The organism is Arenibacter nanhaiticus (assembly GCF_900141935.1).
GTDB classification, from domain to species: Bacteria; Bacteroidota; Bacteroidia; order Flavobacteriales; family Flavobacteriaceae; genus Arenibacter; species Arenibacter nanhaiticus.
The window spans coordinates 48,560-69,912 of sequence record NZ_FQYX01000024.1; the positions used below are offsets into that span (position 1 = coordinate 48,560).

Annotated in this window: 19 protein-coding genes and 1 pseudogene; 14 read left to right on the forward strand and 6 right to left on the reverse strand. The window is 37.4% G+C overall.

Annotated elements, in window-relative coordinates; genetic code table 11:
* The first annotated feature begins 1 nt into the window (after position 1).
* Entirely contained in the window at positions 2 to 610 is a 609-nt protein-coding gene (locus tag BUA16_RS13605; protein WP_072765306.1) for an IMPACT family protein, read from the forward strand.
* Here BUA16_RS13605 and BUA16_RS13610 read toward each other — a convergent pair.
* Positions 607 to 1,005, reverse strand: a complete 399-nt coding sequence (locus BUA16_RS13610; RefSeq protein WP_072765307.1) for an acyl-CoA thioesterase — start codon at positions 1,003 to 1,005, stop codon at positions 607 to 609. The two genes, BUA16_RS13605 and BUA16_RS13610, sit on opposite strands and share 4 nt — an antisense overlap.
* 200 nt (positions 1,006 to 1,205) lie before the next feature.
* On the opposite strand from BUA16_RS13610, the gene dnaA reads away from it, so the two are divergent.
* Genes dnaA through BUA16_RS13625 form a run of 3 tightly spaced genes read left to right on the forward strand, consistent with a single transcriptional unit; the run spans position 1,206 to position 3,833 of the window.
* On the forward strand, positions 1,206 to 2,630 hold the full coding sequence (dnaA, locus tag BUA16_RS13615) for a chromosomal replication initiator protein DnaA (RefSeq protein WP_072765308.1): 1,425 nt from the start codon (positions 1,206 to 1,208) through the stop codon (positions 2,628 to 2,630).
* Between the two features lie 12 nt (positions 2,631 to 2,642).
* Positions 2,643 to 3,101 (forward strand): low molecular weight protein-tyrosine-phosphatase, encoded by a 459-nt coding sequence (locus BUA16_RS13620; protein WP_072765309.1) that lies wholly within the window; start codon positions 2,643 to 2,645, stop codon positions 3,099 to 3,101.
* A gap of 9 nt (positions 3,102 to 3,110) precedes the next feature.
* Entirely contained in the window at positions 3,111 to 3,833 is a 723-nt protein-coding gene (locus tag BUA16_RS13625) for an SAM-dependent methyltransferase (protein ID WP_072765310.1), read from the forward strand.
* Between the two features lie 50 nt (positions 3,834 to 3,883).
* Here BUA16_RS13625 and BUA16_RS13630 read toward each other — a convergent pair whose 3' ends face one another.
* The 4 genes from BUA16_RS13630 to dapF all read right to left on the reverse strand — a co-directional run bounded on the left by BUA16_RS13630 (position 3,884) and on the right by dapF (position 7,006).
* Entirely contained in the window at positions 3,884 to 4,519 is a 636-nt protein-coding gene (locus BUA16_RS13630) for a hypothetical protein (RefSeq protein ID WP_072765311.1), read from the reverse strand.
* A 150-nt stretch (positions 4,520 to 4,669) separates the two neighbouring features.
* A complete protein-coding gene (gene mltG / locus BUA16_RS13635) occupies positions 4,670 to 5,713 on the reverse strand; it encodes an endolytic transglycosylase MltG (RefSeq protein ID WP_072765312.1) in 1,044 nt (347 codons plus the stop codon).
* The gene (locus tag BUA16_RS13640) at positions 5,713 to 6,237 is read right to left on the reverse strand and encodes a GNAT family N-acetyltransferase (RefSeq protein ID WP_072765313.1); all 525 of its coding nucleotides are present in this window, start codon (positions 6,235 to 6,237) and stop codon (positions 5,713 to 5,715) included. The genes mltG and BUA16_RS13640 overlap by 1 nt, the downstream gene beginning before the upstream one ends.
* Positions 6,224 to 7,006, reverse strand: coding sequence for a diaminopimelate epimerase (gene dapF, locus BUA16_RS13645; protein WP_072765314.1), 783 nt, complete (start codon positions 7,004 to 7,006; stop codon positions 6,224 to 6,226). The genes BUA16_RS13640 and dapF overlap by 14 nt, the downstream gene beginning before the upstream one ends.
* A 127-nt stretch (positions 7,007 to 7,133) precedes the next feature.
* Here dapF and BUA16_RS13650 point away from each other — a divergent pair, with 127 nt between their 5' ends.
* The 8 genes from BUA16_RS13650 to BUA16_RS13685 all read left to right on the forward strand — a co-directional run bounded on the left by BUA16_RS13650 (position 7,134) and on the right by BUA16_RS13685 (position 18,795).
* Positions 7,134 to 8,531: a trypsin-like peptidase domain-containing protein gene (locus BUA16_RS13650; protein WP_072765328.1), complete on the forward strand. Its 1,398-nt coding sequence runs from the start codon at positions 7,134 to 7,136 to the stop codon at positions 8,529 to 8,531.
* 129 nt (positions 8,532 to 8,660) lie between these two features.
* Positions 8,661 to 10,109 (forward strand): glyceraldehyde-3-phosphate dehydrogenase, encoded by a 1,449-nt coding sequence (locus tag BUA16_RS13655; protein ID WP_072765315.1) that lies wholly within the window; start codon positions 8,661 to 8,663, stop codon positions 10,107 to 10,109.
* A gap of 146 nt (positions 10,110 to 10,255) precedes the next feature.
* Positions 10,256 to 10,879 (forward strand): tRNA (guanine-N1)-methyltransferase, encoded by a 624-nt coding sequence (locus tag BUA16_RS13660; protein ID WP_072765316.1) that lies wholly within the window; start codon positions 10,256 to 10,258, stop codon positions 10,877 to 10,879.
* Between the two features lie 423 nt (positions 10,880 to 11,302).
* Positions 11,303 to 11,977 carry a tRNA (guanosine(37)-N1)-methyltransferase TrmD gene (gene trmD, locus BUA16_RS13665; protein ID WP_072765317.1) on the forward strand — a complete coding sequence of 225 codons (675 nt, stop codon included), beginning with the start codon at positions 11,303 to 11,305 and terminating at the stop codon, positions 11,975 to 11,977.
* A 266-nt stretch (positions 11,978 to 12,243) separates the two neighbouring features.
* Positions 12,244 to 12,594: a 50S ribosomal protein L19 gene (rplS, locus tag BUA16_RS13670; RefSeq protein ID WP_072765318.1), complete on the forward strand. Its 351-nt coding sequence runs from the start codon at positions 12,244 to 12,246 to the stop codon at positions 12,592 to 12,594.
* A gap of 662 nt (positions 12,595 to 13,256) precedes the next feature.
* A complete protein-coding gene (locus tag BUA16_RS13675) occupies positions 13,257 to 15,476 on the forward strand; it encodes an NADP-dependent isocitrate dehydrogenase (protein ID WP_072765319.1) in 2,220 nt (739 codons plus the stop codon).
* A 123-nt stretch (positions 15,477 to 15,599) separates the two neighbouring features.
* The gene (locus tag BUA16_RS13680; RefSeq protein ID WP_072765320.1) at positions 15,600 to 17,975 is read left to right on the forward strand and encodes a TonB-dependent receptor; all 2,376 of its coding nucleotides are present in this window, start codon (positions 15,600 to 15,602) and stop codon (positions 17,973 to 17,975) included.
* A gap of 4 nt (positions 17,976 to 17,979) precedes the next feature.
* Positions 17,980 to 18,795, forward strand: a complete 816-nt coding sequence (locus tag BUA16_RS13685) for a DUF4249 family protein (RefSeq protein ID WP_072765321.1) — start codon at positions 17,980 to 17,982, stop codon at positions 18,793 to 18,795.
* 154 nt (positions 18,796 to 18,949) lie between these two features.
* Here the strand turns inward: BUA16_RS13685 and BUA16_RS13690 are convergent.
* Positions 18,950 to 20,086: pseudogene (locus BUA16_RS13690) on the reverse strand (glycerate kinase).
* 313 nt (positions 20,087 to 20,399) lie between these two features.
* Between BUA16_RS13690 and BUA16_RS13695 the strand changes: the two are divergent.
* Together BUA16_RS13695 and BUA16_RS13700 are read left to right on the forward strand one after the other, a co-directional pair.
* Entirely contained in the window at positions 20,400 to 20,627 is a 228-nt protein-coding gene (locus BUA16_RS13695) for a DUF6095 family protein (protein WP_072765322.1), read from the forward strand.
* 24 nt (positions 20,628 to 20,651) lie between these two features.
* Positions 20,652 to 21,173 (forward strand): 5' nucleotidase, NT5C type, encoded by a 522-nt coding sequence (locus BUA16_RS13700; protein ID WP_072765323.1) that lies wholly within the window; start codon positions 20,652 to 20,654, stop codon positions 21,171 to 21,173.
* Positions 21,174 to 21,353 lie beyond the last annotated feature (180 nt).

The window sequence follows — 21,353 nt, forward strand, 5'->3', positions numbered from 1 at the left end:
TATGGAAACAGACACCTACAAAACCCTAGACACCCCTTCGACTGAAATCCTATTCAAGGAGAAAAAAAGTAAATTCTTCGGATACGCCTTTCCGATAGAGAACGAGGACGATGTTAAAACCATTATTGAAGACCTTAGGAAAGTGCACCATACTGCCAACCATGTTTGTTATGCATGGCAATTAGGGGTAGAACAACTTAGGTACAGAGCCAATGATGACGGCGAGCCTAATAATAGCGCAGGGATGCCTATTTACGGCCAGATACAATCTTTTGGGGTCACCAATGTGCTTGTTGCCGTAGTTAGAATCTTCGGAGGCACAAAGCTCGGGGTAGGCGGATTGATAAGCGCTTATAAGACCGCTGCCCAATTGACCTTAGAAACTGCCGTGATCGTAGAAAAAACGCTGAAAAAAGAATTTGTCCTATATTTTGACTATCCGGAAATGGATAAAGTAATGCGCACCATTAAGCAGCAACAACTCGAAATTATTTCACAAGAAATGACCATGAAGTGTAAGATCCGCTTATCGGTAAGAAAACAGGATGCACCACGCATTGAAAAAATATTTTCAATAATGCATCCTGTAAAAATAGTTCAGCATAATTAAGACTTCAATTTTTCCATAATGTAATCGGGACATCTCATTGGTCTATTTGTCTTCATATCTATAAAAGCCAAAACCGTATTTGCTTCTATCAACAACTCTTTGTCTTGGTTGTATATTTTATAGTCAAACTCTATTTTCACCATAGGTGTTTTCTTTAGACTTGTAACCACAGTAATAAGGTCGTCGTATAAGGCCGATTTCTTAAAATTTATATTCAATGACACCACTGGGAGCATAACTCCGTTCGCTTCCATCTTTTTATAGGACACCCCTATTTTCCTTAACCACTCTACCCTACCCATTTCCAAGTATTGGGCATAATTTCCGTGATATACCACGCCCATTTGATCTGTCTCACCATATCTAACCCTAAAAGAAATTTCGTCGTACTTCATAATAATCGTTATAATTTTGATATCCTTTAAAAGGAGCCGCAATCGGCATCCGGCATGGGGAAAAAAAACAAGATATTCAACCCCTTTTCAATTTTTTTCTTAGAATAATTGTTCACATATTTGCCTAACGTGATAGCGCTGCAAAACAAAGCAAAATATCAACAATATTTACAATAACAACAAAAAAGAGGATTTTAAAAATGAGTGTTACTGCAACTTCCGTATGGAACAATTGTTTGAGCTTTATTAAGGACAATATCCAGCCGCAGGCATTCAAAACTTGGTTTGAGCCGATTAAACCTATAAAGCTATCCGACAATGCTTTAAGTGTACAAGTTCCAAGCAAATTCTTTTACGAGTGGCTCGAAGAGCACTATGTAAAGCTTTTAAAAGTTTCCCTTACAAAAGAATTAGGAGAAACAGCAAAATTGGTATATATTATCAAAATGGAAAATACTTATGGCAATCGTGAACCTTTTACAGAAAAAATACCAAGCGCTAACAGATCGCGTGTTGAGCCGCAAGAGCTAGATGTTGCTATAAAATCAAAAAATCCAGAATTAAAAAATCCTTTTGTGATTCCTGGCATTCGAAATATAAAAATCGAATCCCAATTAAATCCCAATTATAGTTTTGATAATTTCCTGGAAGGAGACGCTAACAGATTAGCAAGATCTGCTGGTATGGCCGTTGCCAATAAACCAGGAGGCACCTCTTTTAACCCTTTATTAATTTTTGGAGGCGTGGGGCTCGGAAAAACCCATTTAGTACATGCCATAGGGGTCGAGATAAAAGACAAGTATCCCGAAAAAACAGTACTTTACATTTCTGCCGAGAAATTTACACAACAATATATAGAATCTGTAAAAAAGAATACAAGGAACGATTTTATCCACTTCTACCAGTTGATAGATGTCCTAGTTATAGACGATGTACAGTTTTTATCCGGAAAATCGGGTACACAAGATGTATTCTTCCATATATTCAACCACTTGCACCAGAATGGGAAGCAAGTAATTTTGACTTCGGACAAAGCTCCTGTTGATATGCAGGATATCGAACAACGCTTATTGTCTCGTTTTAAATGGGGACTGTCTGCTGAATTGCAAACACCAGGTTATGAAACCAGGATTTCCATTCTAAAAAACAAACTATATCGTGATGGCGTCGAAATGCCGGAGGAAATTATTGAATATGTAGCCAAACATATAAAATCTAATATTAGAGAGCTAGAAGGCGCTATTATTTCATTAATAGCCCAATCTTCCTTCAACAAAAAAGAAGTTACATTAGAATTAGCACAATTCGTAGTAGAGAAGTTTGTTAAGAATACAAAGAGAGAAGTTTCTATCGACTATATTCAAAAGGTAGTTTCTGATTATTTTGAGATGGATGTCAGCACATTACAATCAAAAACCAGAAAGAGACATATTGTACAAGCAAGACAGCTAGCCATGTTTTTTGCAAAAAAATTCACCAAAGCTTCTTTGGCCAGTATTGGTTCCCAAATAGGAAAAAGAGATCACGCTACTGTACTACACGCTTGTAAAACGGTTGATAATTTAGCCGAAACCGACAAGCAGTTTAAAAAATACATAGAAGACTTAAGCAAGAAATTTTCATAAACAAGGCATTCCATGAAAACCAAAATTCTTATGGTTTGCCTTGGTAATATTTGCAGGTCGCCCTTGGCAGAAGGTATTCTTACCGACAAATTAGACCCTAACAAAGTATTTGTAGATTCTGCTGGCACTGCTGGCTATCATATTGGAAAAAGTCCCGATCCCCGATCTATTGCCATAGCAAGAAAGTACGGGATCGATATCAGTCAACAACGGTGTCGAAAATTCACTGACTCAGACTTTGAATTGTTCGATCATATCTTCGTTATGGACAAGAGTAATTATGACGATATCATGGCCTTGACCAAGAACGATAAGGATCGCGAAAAAGTAAGCCTACTATTAAATCAAATAGAGAGCAATTTACACGAGGTTCCCGACCCCTATTACGGCGGAGACGAAGGCTTTGAAAAGGTATATCATTTAATTGACAAGGCTTGCACTATAATAGCCAAAGAGTTAAATGCAAAATAACAGCAACAAATGGAACAAAACACAAATAGAAGAGGAAGATTATTTTTAATCCCCACCACCTTGGGCGACAACGAACCTCTTGAGGTTTTACCCATTTCGATAAAAAGGACCATTGAGGAAGTTGACCACTACATTGTAGAAAACGAAAAAACAGCCCGGCATTTTATAAAAAAAATAAGCCCTAAAAAATCTCAACCAAGCTTACAGCTAAATTTACTGAATAAATTTACCCCTCCTGAAATTCTGCCTACTTTCCTAGATGCATGCATCGATGGTTTTGATGTGGGAATTTTATCGGAAGCAGGTTGTCCTGGCATTGCAGACCCCGGAGCAGACATCGTTGCTATTGCACACAAAAAAGGCATACAAGTTGTCCCTTTGGTTGGCCCATCTTCTATTTTACTGGCATTAATGGCCAGTGGTCTCAACGGTCAAAGTTTTGCCTTTAACGGCTATTTGCCAATTGAATCCAGCGAAAGAAAGAAGAGTATCAAGAGATACGAAAAAATTTCTCGCGACCTTGATCAATCACAAATATTTATAGAAACCCCGTACCGGAACAATAAATTATTTGAAGAATTATTAAAGACCCTTTCCGAAAATACTCAAATCTGTATTGGTACCGATATCACTTTACCTACAGAGTACATTAAAACTAAAACAGTAAGAGAGTGGGGAAAAATAAAACTCGAACTCCATAAAAGACCTACGATATTTATCATCCACGCATAATAAAAAAGCCTTAACAAAAAGAAGTTAAGGCTTTTTTATTATTCATTTTATTAAATCCTAGGGTTTCGTTTAGGGGTTACATGAGAAACATCATACCCGGAAAACTTTTTGATATAATAATCTATACCAGTACCAAAACTATCGCTCACATTCATGGTACCCATGGAGCGCAAATACTTTTTTACATTACCGGCACCCGCCAAATGCGCTGCCGCTAAAATTCCAGATTCCGTTATTTCCTGGCCATTAATCACCTTTCCGACAAAACGTTTGATGTCCTTTCGGAGAATCCATTTATTCCTGGAAAGATTGGTATGAAATACCTTTTCCTGTAAAATAGGATCGTTTAAAAACCTTGTTGCATTATACACGCCAAGCAGCTCTAGGGTTCCTATACCAAATTGGTACTTACCCAAATATCCAAAAGCATTGGTGGTAAAATAATTTCCTTGAGACTCCTTAAACGCTAAGGCTTCTTTAAATCCATTATAGGAGGTTCCTAAAAATGGAGGGGCAACCAGCGGCATTTTTAAAATTGTTTTGTGTTCGGGATACAAAACTTCAGTAGGTCCATTTACTCTTAAGGATTCGGGTACTTCTACCTTTTTAGTATTAAACCCAAAACCAAAACTAATAAGAATAAAAATAATGATAACGGGGAACAAATAATTTGTCCACTTTCTCATATGTTTGTTTTCTTAAGACTTATAATCAAAAAACTGATTTGCTTAAATTACAGGCTGCAAATATAAAACCGTTTTTTGAGACACCCTCTAATTTAACCAAAAATTATCTTTTAGATTAATTTTATTAGTCAAAAGGCCTTATTAAAAAGTTTAGCGGTTAATCTTTTGTGCGTTGATCCAGCGTACATATTGCTCCTTATTACGGTTGTGCTGCGATAAAGTCTTGGCGAATTTATGGTAACCAAAATTTTCCACATTGGCCACGAAATACAAATAATCGTGTTTTTCTGGATTCAATACGGCTTCTATAGCCGATATGTCGGGCATCGCTATAGGCCCAGGAGGCAGGCCGGCCACCTTGTAAGTATTGTATGGAGAATCTAATTCCAGGTCCTTATAGAGCACTCGTTTAATTATGGTATCAAAATTTCCGGAATGGAGTTTTATAGCATAAATAACAGTAGGGTCGGCTTGCAAAGGCATTCCTATGCGCAACCTATTAAGATAAACACCAGCCACCCTTGGCCTTTCATCTACCTTAGCCGTTTCTTTATGTACAATAGAAGCCATTACTACTACCTCAGCCGGAGTAAGCCCCAAGACCTTTGCCCTTTCCTTTCGTTTATCGTTCCAAAACCTATGGTATTCTTTAAGCATTCTGCTCATAAAGCCATCTGCTGATGTATTCCAAAAGAACTCATAACTATTGGGAACATACATACTTAAAGCTGTTGCTTCATTAAAACCATTAGCTTCCAAAAAGCCTGTATTCCTAAAGGCACTAACCAAAGAAACACTGTCCGCTTCGATCTGTTGCGAAATCCTCCCCGCCAATTCTTCCAAGGTTTCTTGATTATTAAATGCCACCTTAACCGGAATATTTATGCTTCGAAGGGAATTTATGATCTCATTATTAGTCATGCCCTTTTTAACAGCAAACTTACCTGCCTTCAAATGAACATCGTATCCTTTTTTCTTGGCAGCCGTTTCAAATGTCCCCATATCCTTCAATAAAGGCTCTAAACTTTCCTTTACCGAATCAAAATTGGCATCTGAAGAAACATAGATATAAGCAGATTCATTGCTGAATTTTGTGTTTGGCATAAAAAAGACACTATAAACCTTATAGGTAAAATACCCTCCTACCAATACACCTATTATTACGATCAGCAGAATAATTTTTCTTATATACATTACTTATTTAGCTTTTGAAACAAAATTTCATTTTTAAATTTACCATTGGAAATAATCCAATCTTTTTTTACGCCCACTTTTTCGAAACCCAATTTCGCAAACAAATGAAGACTGGGCTCATTATCTTCCAAAACGTTGGTATAGATTTGTTTTAATCCAAGAACCGAAAAAACATACTCTGTCAATAAAGCAACAGCTTCTGTACCGATACCTTTATTTCGATCCCCGGGCTGACGAACTATAATCCCTAATCCCGCCCGTAAGTTCTTAGGATCAAAATCGAAAAGGTCAATAAAACCAATGGCACGGTCTTTCAGATCGCATATGCACAAACGCAATTGCTTTACTTCATAAATATCCTTATGAGCGTTTTCTAGGTAAAGTTCCAAAACATGCTTAGAATATGGTGCTGTAGTACCACTAATCTCCCAATTCTCCGGATCATTTTCTAGGAGATAAAGGAACTTTAGATCTTCGGGCTCCAAGGCCCTTAGGTAAATTTGTTTTCCTTTAAGACTCAACATCTATCTCTCCTTTAAAGACTAGCTTGGCTGGGCCTATTAAAAATATTTCTTTATAACCCTCCTTGGTTTTATTAAATTTCACCTGTAGCTCTCCACCCAAGGTTCCTATGGTAACATGATTGCTTTGTGTTTTCCCGCTGTTATGCATCGCCAAGGCTACGGCCGTCACTCCTGTACCACAAGACAAGGTTTCATCTTCCACGCCTCGCTCATAAGTCCTTACATTGAATACCGCTTGATCCTCTTGATGAACAAAGTTAATATTACTACCTTCTTTCCCATATATTCCGTAACGCAACTTTTTCCCTTCCTTGGAAACATCAAGATCCTCAAGATTGCTAACGATTTGCACATGATGTGGCGATCCTGTATTTAAAAAATCGTAATTTGTTTTTTCATTAATTTCGGACACATCCTGCATTTGTAGGCTAACCACATCTTCGGCAATACTGGCATGGTGCAAACCATCTACAGCAACAAAAGTCGCCTCCCCTTTTATAACCTCTAGTTGATTCGCAAAGGCCACCAAGCACCTTCCTCCGTTTCCACACATACTGCTCTGGTTTCCATCGGAATTATAATACACCATTTTAAAATCGGATTCCGCGTCATTTTCCAACAAAATAAGTCCATCGGCACCAATGCCAAATTTCCTGTCACATAAAAAAGCCACCAATTTGGTATTTGATTTCGGAAAAGTCCCCTCCCGATTATCGATCATGACAAAATCATTCCCTGTCCCTTGATATTTAAAAAACTGTAGTTTCATATTAAATTTTATACCACAAATATATAATTTTATTAAGGTTATTTTAGCAGTTAAAAAGGCGTTAAACCAAATTTATGGTTTCGAAAATATGTTAATTTTACAAAAGCTAATTCAAATCTTTGTTTTTATGAAAAAAATCGGAAGTTTATTATTAGTAGCTGTTTTTGCAGGAGCAATTACCTTGGGGGCTTACAAGTTTTTTTTCGAAAAACCGAACTTTGCAATCATCTCTCAAGATAATGGTTCACGCGTACTAACAACCTCCAGCTACACACCAACCTCGGCCAGGGGAGCAGGAATTAACGAGGTAGATTTTACTTCGGCAGCCGAAAGCACCGTAAATGCCGTGGTACACGTTAAAAATGTCACCTTAAACAAGACTCCTTCGAATATCATAGAATATTTTTACGGCTCCGGAAGCACTCCTAGGCCTCAGGTGGGTACGGGTTCGGGCGTCGTCATTTCATCGGATGGGTATATTGTCACCAATAATCACGTAATAGACAAGGCAGACCATTTACAAGTTACATTAAACAATAACAAAACTTATGATGCCGAATTAATCGGTACCGACCCTAACACGGATATTGCTCTTTTAAAAATAAATGCAGACAGACAACTCCCTTATTTAGCCTTTGGAGACTCGGACAATACCAAGGTTGGAGAATGGGTATTGGCCGTTGGCAACCCCTTTAACCTTACCTCTACGGTTACCGCCGGAATTGTCAGTGCCAAGGCAAGGGCATTAGGAAGAATAGACCAATCATTTATCCAGACCGATGCCGCTGTAAATCCAGGTAATAGCGGTGGAGCTTTAGTAAACACCAATGGAGACCTTATCGGAATTAACACAGCCATTACCTCCCAAACAGGTTCCTATGTGGGATATTCATTTGCTGTCCCCAGTAATATTGCCAAAAAGATAGTAGAAGATATTATGGAATACGGCAATGTTCAAAAAGGAATCCTAGGGATCACCCCTCCTCGACTTTCTAGCGAATATGCCATAAAAAATGGCCTTCATAATATTGATGGTGTTTATGTAGAATCTATTGAAGAAGATTCTGGTGCCTATGATGCAGAAATGCAAACGGGTGATATCATTAAGAAAGTTGACGAGATTAACATTCACACCTCCTCTGACCTAACTGGATATATTGCTACAAAAAGACCTGGAGACCAGGTTAAAGTTACGGTGTTGAGAGATGGTGAGAGCCTAGAATTTGATGTTACCCTAAAAGAAAGGCAGACTATTGTTATTCCGGTAATCGGGTTTGAAGTAAAAAATCTTACCGAAAAAGATAAAAAGACGTTCAGAACGAAAAAAGGCGTAAAAATCATTGGTGTTCCCGAAACCTTTAGAGCATATGATTTAGAAGGAAAGGTATTACTTTCTTTTGGAGACCAAGAAATCAACAATATCAAAGAGGCCAAGACCTTATTTGGCAGAATCTCTAGATATGGTAGAGCCAGTATCACCATGCTAACGGAAAAAGGAGAAAAAGAAAGGCTGATTATTCAGTAAGAAAAGAAACACTAGTTAAAAGCGCCCTCAAACTGGGCGTTTTTTTTATTTCACAAATTTGTACGAAAACGTTTGAAATTTCTATTTTTACAAAAAAATAACTCACCAACAACTAACAAACTAAGACCAATGAATGCGAACACATTGTATGAAAAGGAACTAGCTTTTCAGGCCGACAGAAGAAAAGCCACCACCGAATTCATCAAAATCATCAGTGACCTATGGTATGACAAATCCATCGAAATTGTACTTTTCAAAAATCAAGTCATTGATAGAAATGTCAGCGATATTATTAATCTACACGAATACGCTGGTCAATTTGTCCAAAAGCCCATTTCAATTTTCGATTCTGTAGAAATATTAAGAACCATCAACGACATAAATTTACCCCCATCCAAATTAGACATTGGAAAACTTACTTATGAATATCATTCCGACCATCAGAGCGCTATCGACATCAATAGCTTTATCATGGAAAAACTGGAAAAAGCCAAATCCTGTGAAGAAATAATCCCAAAGGATGTAGTACTGTATGGTTTCGGCAGGATTGGCAGGTTAATTGCTCGAGAATTAATGGCTAAAACAGGCAAGGGCAACCAACTTAGACTAAGAGCCATTGTTACCCGAGGGGCTATTACAGCCGAGATTCTAGAAAAAAGAGCCAACTTATTACGGACAGATTCTGTTCATGGTCAATTTATGGGTACTGTAGACATAGATGTAAAAAACCAGGCCATGATAATTAATGGCACTACGGTTCATATGATCAGTGCCGACCGACCAGAGGATATTGATTATACGATATACGGAATTTCAAGGGCCTTAATCATAGATAATACAGGTGCTTACAGGACCAATGAAGCCTTGTGCAGACATTTAAAATCTAATGGCGCCAGCCAAGTGCTACTTACTGCCCCAGGAAAGGATGTTCCTAATATAGTACATGGTGTCAATCACCTGGAATTTGATCCTAACACTACTAAAATATTTTCAGCAGCCTCTTGTACAACAAACGCCATTACTCCTATTCTTAAGGCAGTAGAGGAGTCTTTGGGCATCGAAAAGGGACATATAGAGACCATTCATGCCTACACCAATGATCAAAACTTGGTAGACAACATGCACGGAAAATACAGGCGTGGAAGGGCCGCTGCACTAAATATGGTGATTACCGAAACCGGTGCTGGCAATGCGGTAAGCAAAGCTTTGCCTCAACTAAAGGGTAAATTTACTTCCAATGCTATTAGAGTCCCTGTTCCAAATGGTTCGTTGGCTATTTTAAATATAGCGCTAAAAAACAAAACGTCGAAAGAAACCATAAACGCCATCATCAAAAAATATGCTTTGGAAGGCGACTTGGTAGAACAGATAAAATACTCCATGAGCCAAGAATTGGTTTCTACCGACATTGTTGGCACTTCGGCACCTGCTATTTACGACAGTGCCGCAACCATAGTTTCGGAAGATGGAAAAAACCTTGTTCTTTATATATGGTATGACAACGAATTTGGCTATTCTAATCAGGTCATTAGATTGGCGAAATACATCGCTAAAGTCAGAAGATTTACTTACTATTAATAAGAAGCGAACCATAAACCCATAAAAAGGGCGCTACCACGGTTTTCTAATACAAAACTAGGTAGTGTCCCTTTTTTTTTCTTAATTGGGATTATTAAAGTACTTTTGTCTCCTCAAAATCAGTATTAACAATAAGAATTACATAAATGAAATTTTCAAAAATACTCTTTATTGTAATGGCTCTATTGTCATTTAACATTCACTTTTCCCAAACTGCGGAAGAAGAGACAGACAAGCTTTCTTTAGATGAGGGTCCAGTGAGTTCACAATTCGAGTATATCTCCGTTAAATCGGGAAATTACAGGGCCGATGGTATTCGGTACGAAGTAGTAAAGGAATCTAATCTACTGAAGTTAAGACAGAACGTATTAGATTCTATCAATGAATATTACAAAGAGATAAATAAACTCAATGCTACCATTCAAGGGCAGGAAGAAACTATAGCTTCTTTAAACCAAAAGTTGGAAGAAACAACAAATACTCTTGTTGCCGTAACAGAAGAAAAAGACAGCATGTCTTTTTTAGGGGTTTTAGTAGCAAAAAGCACCTATAATTTTATAGTATGGGCTATTATCGCAGGCCTACTATTATTATTATTGTTCTTTATATATAAGTTTAGAAACAGTAACATCCTAACCCAAGAAGCCAAATCATCGCTTGCCGAGGTAGAAGTCGAATTTGAAGACCATAGAAGACGCGCCTTGGAAAGGGAGCAAAAGATAAGTCGACAATTACAGGACGAGATTAACAAGCAAAAAAAGACAAAATAAGAAAAAGCTCCAAATGGAGCTTTTTTTATGTCTGGCCACCACCTCCTTTCATAGTTTAAAAACTGCCTCCCTAAAGAGTCAGTTTCTATCTCGAAGGGTATTGGCAAAAATACCGATCCGGATACATCGGTATAAATTTCCCGGCCACAAATTATTTTGAAAGAAAAGATGGGAGTCCTATCCTTACCTTACAGACCACGGGACCTTCCTGACACTTTGTACCGCAACAATTGAAACCCCAAGACATATAATTCTTTTTCTGATTTGACATCCACGTGGTACATTAGATTAATAAGAAGCAACCCACCGCTTTAGACAATTCTTCTTCCTATTAAAAAGTGTTACCTAAAGATTCGTATGGTTTCCTTACTTTTGCATGGCTCCTCAATAAAAGAAATTGACAAACTGCTTATCCATTAAAAGATGCGAATAGATATCATCACCGTAGTACCAGATATATTAAAAAGTCCGTTCGAGGCTTCCATTTTGAAAAGATCTATAGAAAAAAACATTGTAGAAGTCCACGTACACAATTTACGCGACTACACCGACTTAAGTTACAACCAGGTTGACGATTACCAATTTGGAGGTGGTGCAGGGATGGTTTTAATGATAGAGCCAATTGATAAATGTATCACAGCCTTAAAAAAGGAGCGCGATTATGACGAGGTTATTTATATGACGCCAGATGGGGTTACCTTAAATCAAAAAATAGCCAACAGCCTATCCTTACTTAATAATATCATTATTTTATGCGGACATTATAAGGGGGTAGACCAAAGGGTTAGAGACCTGTTTATCACAAAAGAGATTTCTATCGGCGATTATGTTTTATCTGGTGGTGAGCTTGGAGCTGCTGTCTTGTGCGATACCATTATTCGCCTTATACCAGGAGTGTTGAGCAATGAAACTTCGGCCTTAACGGACACTTTCCAAGACAACCTTCTTGCCCCTCCAGTATATACAAGGCCCGCCGATTATAAAGGCACCAAAGTACCCGAAGTCTTATTAAGCGGAAACTTCCCGAAAATTGAAGAGTGGCGTGAAGATGAGGCCTATAAACGAACAGAAAGACTGCGCCCCGATTTATTGGAATAAATTTATACTTAAAAATAATTGGGTGGTAAACATTGGAAGATAAAACAAACGACTGAAAAATACATCCTAAGACATTGCAAAAGAAATTCTATGGTATTACGCACGGCAATAAAGCTACAAGGGCATCAAGAACAATTTTTGTGATTAAAATCATTTTCAATTCCTTGTTGTTTACAAATAAATAATTACTTTTGCAGTCAATTAAATCAACCTCTGACGAAAATCGTGAAAGTTGGCTTAAGCTAATAATATAATAGTATTATATAATGGAAGATTTATTAAAATTTGTACAAGACGAATTTATTCCTAAAAAGGATTTCCCTAACTTTTCTGCTGGTGACACAATAACTGTTTACTACGAAATTAAGGAAGGTGAAAAAACAAGAACACAGTTTTTTAAAGGTGTTGTAATTCAAAGAAGAGGTCAAGGTGGTACTGAAACTTTTACAATCCGTAAAATGTCAGGAACCGTTGGGGTAGAACGTATTTTCCCTATAAACATGCCTGCACTTCAAAAAATTGAAGTCAACAAAAGAGGTAAAGTTCGTAGAGCTCGTATTTTCTACTTTAGAGAACTTACTGGTAAAAAAGCAAGAATTAAGGAGATTCGCTCCTAAGCAGCATATTATAGTACATAAAAAAAGCATCTTTTTCATTAAAGATGCTTTTTTTTTGCTTTATAGTAAGCACCCCAAACAATCGCCTAACCAACTGATGTTAAAGTTATTAAAACATTTGGTTATACGATAAAAGTTTATTACTTTTAATACAAGATCAAAACATAAGGAGTTTATGTTGATCTTATAAAGTCCACGTTCTTTATTTCATTGTTAAATTCTTTTTGTAGCGCGAAACCATTAGTAAAATGGTAAGCCCTCAAAAAATGATTCGATAGATTACGAAGTGCCGTTTTAGGTACAGCGTTGAAAAAAGTCGGACATTTATGCAATGAAAAGAAACATGAATTATCTCTTGGTCGTAATATGAGAGATAAATAATGTTTCAAACGTAGAAACAGTCACGCAAATGCAATCAAGGGTTGCCGTTTTGTTGTAATACAGAATAATAAGTTTGTAAACTGTTTCTAGAAAGCCATATCAAGGTACATTCTACAATGATATGGCTTTTATTTTTTCCAAAAATCGCTTCTTTAGTACACATCCCCTTCAAATCCCTGCATTTTATTAACAAAATAAGGCAATATTAAAACTTTGGCACTTTAATTAGCATTTATAAAATTGTATATTTGTTCCGCTTAAACTTAAAAACTTAGATACAAATGCCAAAAATTTTATATACCAAAACGGACGAAGCTCCTGCATTAGCAACACAATCTTTTCTCCCCATAGTAAAGGCATTTACGAAGACAGCCGGAATAGAAGTCGAATTAAAAGACATCTCTCTTGCTGGTAGAATAATCGCTACCTTTCCTGAATACCTAGAGGAGTCACAGAAAATTTCGGACGACTTGGTAGAGTTGGGCAAGTTGGCAAAATTGCCAGATACCAACATCATAAAATTACCAAACATTAGTGCCTCTGTACCTCAGTTAAACGAAGCCATAGCTGAAATTCAAAAGAAAGGATATAACATTCCTAGCTATCCTACGGATCCAAAAAACCAGGAAGAGGAATTAATTAAAGCGAAATACGACAAAATAAAAGGTAGTGCTGTAAACCCTGTATTACGTGAAGGAAATTCGGATCGTAGAGCCCCTAGAGCTGTAAAAAACTACGCAAAGAAAAATCCACACTCTATGGGAGCATGGGCTGTTAGTTCAAAAACCCACGTTGCAACGATGGGACAGGGTGATTTTAAATCCAATGAAAAATCGCTTACCCTAAAGGATGCTACAAGCGTATCCGTTGTTCTTACCAAAGCTGATGGCAATAAAATTGTTCTTAAAGACAATATATCCCTATTGGCCGGTGAAATCATCGATAGCACCGTATTGAGCAAAAAAGCTTTATTGGCCTTTTTGGAAGCACAAATTAAAGATGCGAAAGATCAAGGAGTTTTATTTTCCTTGCATATGAAGGCTACCATGATGAAGGTTTCCGATCCTATTATTTTCGGTCACGCCGTAAAAGTATTTTTCGCCGACGTTTTTAAAAAACATCAAACCACTTTCGAAAATCTAGGCGTTAATGCCAATGACGGATTAGACAGTTTACTTAACAAAATAAAAGAACTCCCTGAGGCCGAACGTCAGTCTATTGAAGCCGATATTGCAACCGCTATTACAGAAGGACCAGATATGGCCATGGTTAATTCTGATAAAGGAGTTACCAACCTTCATGTGCCTAGCGATATTATTATTGATGCTTCTATGCCTGCCATGATCAGAAATTCTGGACAAATGTGGAATGCAGCAGGAAAATCTCAAGATACTAAGGCAGTTATTCCTGATAGCAGCTATGCTGGTGTATACACAGAAACCATAAACTTTTGTAAGGAACACGGTGCTTTTGACCCTACCACCATGGGTACCGTTCCAAACGTAGGACTAATGGCACAAAAGGCCGAGGAATACGGTTCTCACGATAAAACTTTTGAAATTTCTTCCAACGGTACAGTAGCCGTTATAGATAAGACTACAGGAGCTACTCTTCTGGAGCACCAAGTAGAAGAAGGTGATATCTGGAGAATGTGCCAGGTGAAGGATGCCCCAATCCAAGATTGGGTGAAACTAGCCGTATCAAGAGCAAGAGCTTCTAAGGATCCAGCAATTTTTTGGTTGGATGAAAATAGAGCTCATGATGCCGAATTAATCAAGAAGGTACAAGCTTACTTGCCAAATCATGATACTAGTGGCTTGGACATTAAAATTATGTCCCCAGAAAAAGCAACAGTCTACACCCTAGAACGCTTGAAGGCTGGGAAAAATACTATTTCTGTTACCGGAAATGTATTGCGTGATTATTTGACAGATTTATTTCCAATTTTAGAAGTTGGTACCAGTGCTAAAATGTTATCCATTGTTCCTTTAATGAATGGAGGAGGACTTTTTGAAACCGGAGCAGGAGGATCTGCCCCGAAGCATGTGGAGCAATTTTTATCCGAAGGACACCTTAGATGGGATTCTCTTGGAGAATTCCTAGCCTTAGGGGTTTCCTTGGAACACCATGCAGAAAAGAATAACAATAAAAAAGCCTTGATATTGGCCGATGCCTTGGATGCAGCCACTGAAAAATTCTTGGACAACGATAAATCGCCATCCAGAAAAGTAAAGGAATTAGACAATAGAGGAAGTCATTTTTATTTGGCCATGTATTGGGCACAAGCTTTGGCAGCACAAAATAAGGACGAAGAGTTAAAATCGATTTTTACGCCTATCGCTGAAAAGTTAACTAAAAACGAATCCGAGATCTTGGATCAATTAAATAATTCTCAAGGTTCTCCTATTAATGTTGGAGGCTACTACTTAGCGGATGATGCCCTTGTAGCAGAAGCGATGAGACCTAGTACAACCTTTAATACTATTATAGATAATATCTAATAACATTTCTATAAAGCTTAAAAAGGCCTTTTCTACTACAGAGAAGGCCTTTTTGTATTAAATAACCCAATGTTACTTTTAATTACTAAATAATAATGATATTTTTATTTCAAATTATTTTCCATGCGGAAGCTCCAAAAAATTCTTATTCTTTCATTTTTTATAAGTGCCTTACCACTGTTTTCGCAAGAAAAATTTACCCTTAGCGGCTCTATAATCCAAGCATCGAGCAACGAAACTCTTATTGGCGTTACCATTGCTTTTCCTTCTCTAGCAACCGGTGTCATCACCAATGAATATGGTTTTTATTCCATTACTCTCCCAAAAGGAAGTTACGATATTGTAGTAGGCTCCTTAGGTTTTAAAGAAATAAGGCGTCGGATTGACCTATTTGAAAACAAACAAATAAATTTTCAGCTTCAAGAAAGTTCGGAACAATTAAAAGAGGTTGTAGTCACCCAAAAAACTGACCAACTGCACATCAGAAAACCACAGATGAGTATAAACTCACTTTCGGCCACCAGCATTAAAAAAATACCGGTCGTTTTTGGAGAATCTGATGTTATTAAATCTATCCTATTACTTCCCGGTGTTACCAGTGCCGGAGAAGGAGCATCTGGTTTTAACGTAAGAGGCGGGGCAGCCGATCAAAACTTAATTTTGTTAGATGAGGCCATTATCTTTAACTCTTCACATTTATTTGGGTTCTTTTCCGTTTTCAATCCAGATGCCATCAAAAATCTAAAATTGTATAAAGGAGGTATCCCTGCCAAATACGGAGGGCGACTATCCTCGGTTTTGGATATCTATCAAAAGGAAGGAAACAGTAAAAGTTTTAAAATGAGTGGTGGCATTGGTGCCGTTTCGAGCCGTTTGTTACTAGAAGGACCTTTAAAACAAGAAAAAGGAGCCTTTCTTATTGGAGGAAGAGCCTCTTATGCGCATTTATTCTTACCACTTTTTGACAATAAAAACAAGGCATATTTTTATGACCTAAATACCAAACTAAATTATAAACTAAACGATAATAACAATATTTTACTTTCCGGATATTTCGGAAGGGATGTCTTTAATATTTCAGAGAATTTTATAAATACCTACGGGAACTCAGTTTTTAATTTCCGATGGAACCACCTTTTTTCCGACCAATTATTTTCAAACCTGTCTTTGATCTATTCTGATTATTTCTATGGACTAGAATTAGATTTTGTCGGATTTAAATGGAATTCGGGTATCCGCAATTTTAATATTAAATACGACTTTAAACATTACCTATCCAATACATTTCAACTGAATTATGGGCTGCACAATATTTACCATTATTTTAATCCAGGAGAGATTAAACCCAATAGGGAGAGTTCTGGAATTACTGCCGATAAATTGACCGACAAATACGCGAATGAATTTGGGGCCTATATAGATGCCGAACACAACATTTCGGATAAACTAAGCTTTCAATACGGACTACGGTGGAGCAATTTTATTCGATTGGGGCAAGATGAGCTAAATATATATGCCCATGACAATCCGGTTATTTTCAATGAAGAATATCAAATCTATGAAAAAGCCGACCCTATCGGGACAGAGAGTTTTAAAAGACGCGACCAACTAGCTACTTATAACGCCTTAGAACCTAGAATATCCCTGGCCTATACCATTAACGACAATAGCTCCATTAAGGCAAGCTACAATCATATGGTCCAGTATTTAAGTCTAATATCCAATACCAGTTCCCCTACCCCTCTAGATGTTTGGGCTCCTAGTGGCAGATATGTTAAGCCACAACTATTGGATCAATACGCCATGGGTTATTTTAAAAACTTTAAAGACAACGAATACAGTATTGAATCTGAAGTTTATTATAAAGACATTAGCAACCGAATAGATTATATAGACGGAGCAGATTTAATAGCCAATGATGCCATAGAACAGGTGTTTTTGAACGGTGAAGCAAGAGCTTATGGGTTAGAATTACTATTCAGAAAACAAGAAGGCGCCTTCAAAGGATGGCTATCCTATACACTTTCTAAATCAGAACAAAGAACCCCCGGAAGAATGGCTAACGAACCTGGCATCAATGATGGCAAATGGTACGATAGTGCTTATGACAAAACCCATGACATTTCTTTAAACACCTCCTATGAACTGAATAAGAAATGGAGTTTTAACGGCAACTTTATTTTCCAAACCGGACAACCCACCAATTACCCAACTGGCCAGTACCAGTTTAAAAATCTTGTCATTCCTATTTATGGTAATCGCAACGAAACACGATTACCTAATTATCATCGTTTAGATCTTTCTGCCACCTTAACACCTCGCAGAAATGAGGGAAGAAAATGGAAAACCGAATGGGTTTTTAGTATTTACAATCTATACAACCGTCGCAATGCGGCTTCCATAAATTTTAGCCAAAATGAAGATACTAAAAAGAACGAAGCCGTCAGGACCTCTATTTTTGGATTAGTACCATCCATAACCTATAATTTTAAATTTTAATCAAATGATCAGGAAACTCTTTTTACTACTTATGGTCTTGACTTTTTTAGGTTGTGAAGATGTTATTGAGGTTGAGTTGCCCACCAGTGAAACAAAGCTTGTGATCGACGCCCATTTTGGACTATATTTAAACGAAACTCCTCAAATGATTGATGGTGCCGTAATATTAAGCCTATCGGCTCCTTTTTTTGATGATGAAACGCCTCCTGCCAACGGAGCCACTGTTTTTATAACCGATTTGGACCTAAATAGACGTTATGAGTTTCAAGAAATGGAGAATTCAGGAGTTTATTTCCCTAAAAACAACGATTTCCCTTCCAATACCCGGTCAACCTATGAATTAACGGTTGTCTATGAAGGAGATACTTATAAAGGAAAGGCAAAATTAATTCCAAGTGTTCCTATAGACGACATCTCACAAGGTGACGACACCCTTTTTAGTGGCGATGAAACTGAAATTATCGTAAAATTCACGGATAATAAAGAACGAGAAGATTACTACCTATTTACTTTAGGCGCCAATTTATATTTAACCACCGATGACCGCTTTTACAATGGGGAACAGTTTGTGTTTTCTTATTTTTACAAGGATATCGATCCGGGGAAAGAGATAACCGTTAAGATTAATGGTGTAGATAAACAATTTTACGACTATATGAGAATTCTAATTGAACAAAGTGGGCAAAACGGCGGTGGACCTTTTGAATCGACTCCATCCCTGGTTCGTGGCAACATGATTAACACTACTAGGCCAAACAACTTTCCCCTTGGATATTTTTCACTTTCAGAAGCCTTTAAGAAGTCTTTGGTTATTGAATAAGTGCCGTTTTTTATCAAAAAAAATCCTGTTATAGCAGCTATTTGGATTCAAAAACGAATAGAATAAAACTTATAAGGCTGTTGATTAGATTGGTATACTTTCTTGCCACTATACCAATTTTCCCTAACGCCTTTACACAATATTCAATCCTAGGTCAGCTGCCCCATTCACCCTTGAAATAGTCATATATTTTTTCCATCAATAATTTAGCGGCATTATCCATACTATATTGTATGGAATGGGTAGTATCCATAATCTCCAAAACAGCGGTCAATCCTTTCTGTTTCAAAAGGTCAGGGTCAACGTCCAATTTCCCACATACGGCAACCACTGGAATTTGATATTCTTGTCCAATATCCATTACTCCCTTTATCAGTTTTCCATGAAGTGTTTGTTTATCTATTTTTCCTTCTCAGGTAATGATGTAGTCAATCTTTTTTTCTTCTAACAAGCTCGAAATTTCTGCCATTTTAAAAAGAAAGTCGATACCACTGATAAATTCAGCATTAAAAAACGCCTTCAACCCATATGCAGTACCTCCTGCAGCCCCTGTCCCAGGAAGTAAAGCATCCCCTGTACCCAAGGTATTTTTAACAACACTAGACAAATGCTGTAATCCATGGTCCAAAGCCTTAATTTGCGAACTGTTGGCCCCCTTCTGTTTTGCATAGATATAAGCAGCGCCCTCTACCCCATATAACGGGTTACTGACATCGTTAACGGCGATAAAAGACACTGCTTGCCAAGGAAGATTCCCTTCTTCTCTCTCTATATGGGAAACATTTACCAGGTTCTTCCCTATAGTCCGTAATTCATTCCCGTTTGAATCCAAAAAACGATATCCCAAAACACTCGCTATCCCCATTCCACCATCATTTGTGGCGCTCCCCCCTAACCCTATTAAAATCTGTTTTGCACCCTTCAGAACAGCATCCTTAATCTGGATCCCCGTTCCTTTTGTTGAAGTTTCCATGACATTTAGTTCTGATGGGGAAAGCAGCGCTATGCCAGAAGCTTTAGCCAATTCTATATAAGCCGTTTTATTAGTTTTGTCATATAAATAATAGGACCTTATTCGTCTACCCAATGGATCAATAGTAACTACTTCTACCTTATCTAATGCCTTATAATGGTTAACTGTATCTAAGAAACCATCTCCCCCATCAGACGCCAACACTGTAAAAATTGCTGTTTTTGGCGCCAACCGAAGAATACCCTTAGAGAGGGCAAGAATAACTTCTTCTGCCCTTAGGGAACCTTTAAACTTATCGGGGATCAATAAGACTTTCATAATATAAACTAATGGTTATGCAATGGTGACCATAAATTAATGAAATACTTTTAAGTATCCGGCCCATATCACATAATACGTCTTTTAAGTATTTCGATTCTGTTCATTATGATAAGTATCCTTCACAACATTCCCCGCTTAAGCTTACCAATGTTACGCATTATTAGTATTTTTGGATGATCCCAAATTGGTGTCATCATACCGGCAAACCTAATTCAATACAATTACTTGCTTTTAAAGCAGGCCTAAGGCTTAGGGATTGACATACCAGCAGGTATAAATGTATGATCATGTATGATTTTTAAATAATAAGATGAGAACAGACAAGGCTTTACTTTTAAAAGGCGTTAAATATATAGCCTATACCATAGCGTTAATGTTTACGGCACCAGTGGTCATTTATCAGGCTTTTAAAAACGAGGAACATCCTTTGTACTGGCCTGTATTAATTACTGGTCTTTTATTGGCTATCGCAGCCATTAGTTTTGGTTTCTATAGTATTAAGACTATTATGGATGCTCTTTTCAACAAAAAGAAATAACCATTATTTTTCAAAAAAATTAGTATGATTTTATTTATAGACATGGACGAAGTGTTCGCAGATGCTTACAACGCCCATATAGAACTTTATAATAAAGCATTTTCAAAAAACCTAAAAGCGGAAGACTGTTTAGGTCGCGAAGTATGGCAATGTGTACCCAAACACCATCAAGACAGTATAAGGAAACATGCTTTTACAGATGGTTTTTTTACCAATCTAAGACCTATCAAAGACAGTCAGGAAGTCATAAAAGAATTAACCGAGAAATACGAAGTTTACGTTGCCTCCGCAGCCATGGAATATCCTAACTCCCTACGAGAAAAGAGCGATTGGTTAGATCTACATTTCCCATTCATACATTGGAAAAACCGCATCCTATGTGGTAGTAAACATATCCTTTCTGGCGATATATTAATTGATGACCGCGCTTACAACCTTGAAAATTTTAAGGGTCGTAAGATTTTATTTACCTCCCCTCACAATGTACATACTAAAGGCTACGAACGCGCAAACAACTGGCGTGAAGTAGCAGGACTTTTGTTATAGTACTTTTCGACCTGGGCTATTTTGTCCGTTTGGCGGTTTCTTCGGATCAAGCACAAAAGTTGTGTGTGAATTGAAATAGGAGTTCGATATTTGCAGAAAAACGAACAGCATTGGAATTATCTATCGACCTATTAAAGCTTATACTGCCTGAACTATTAATAACCCACTTTAATCTTGTCT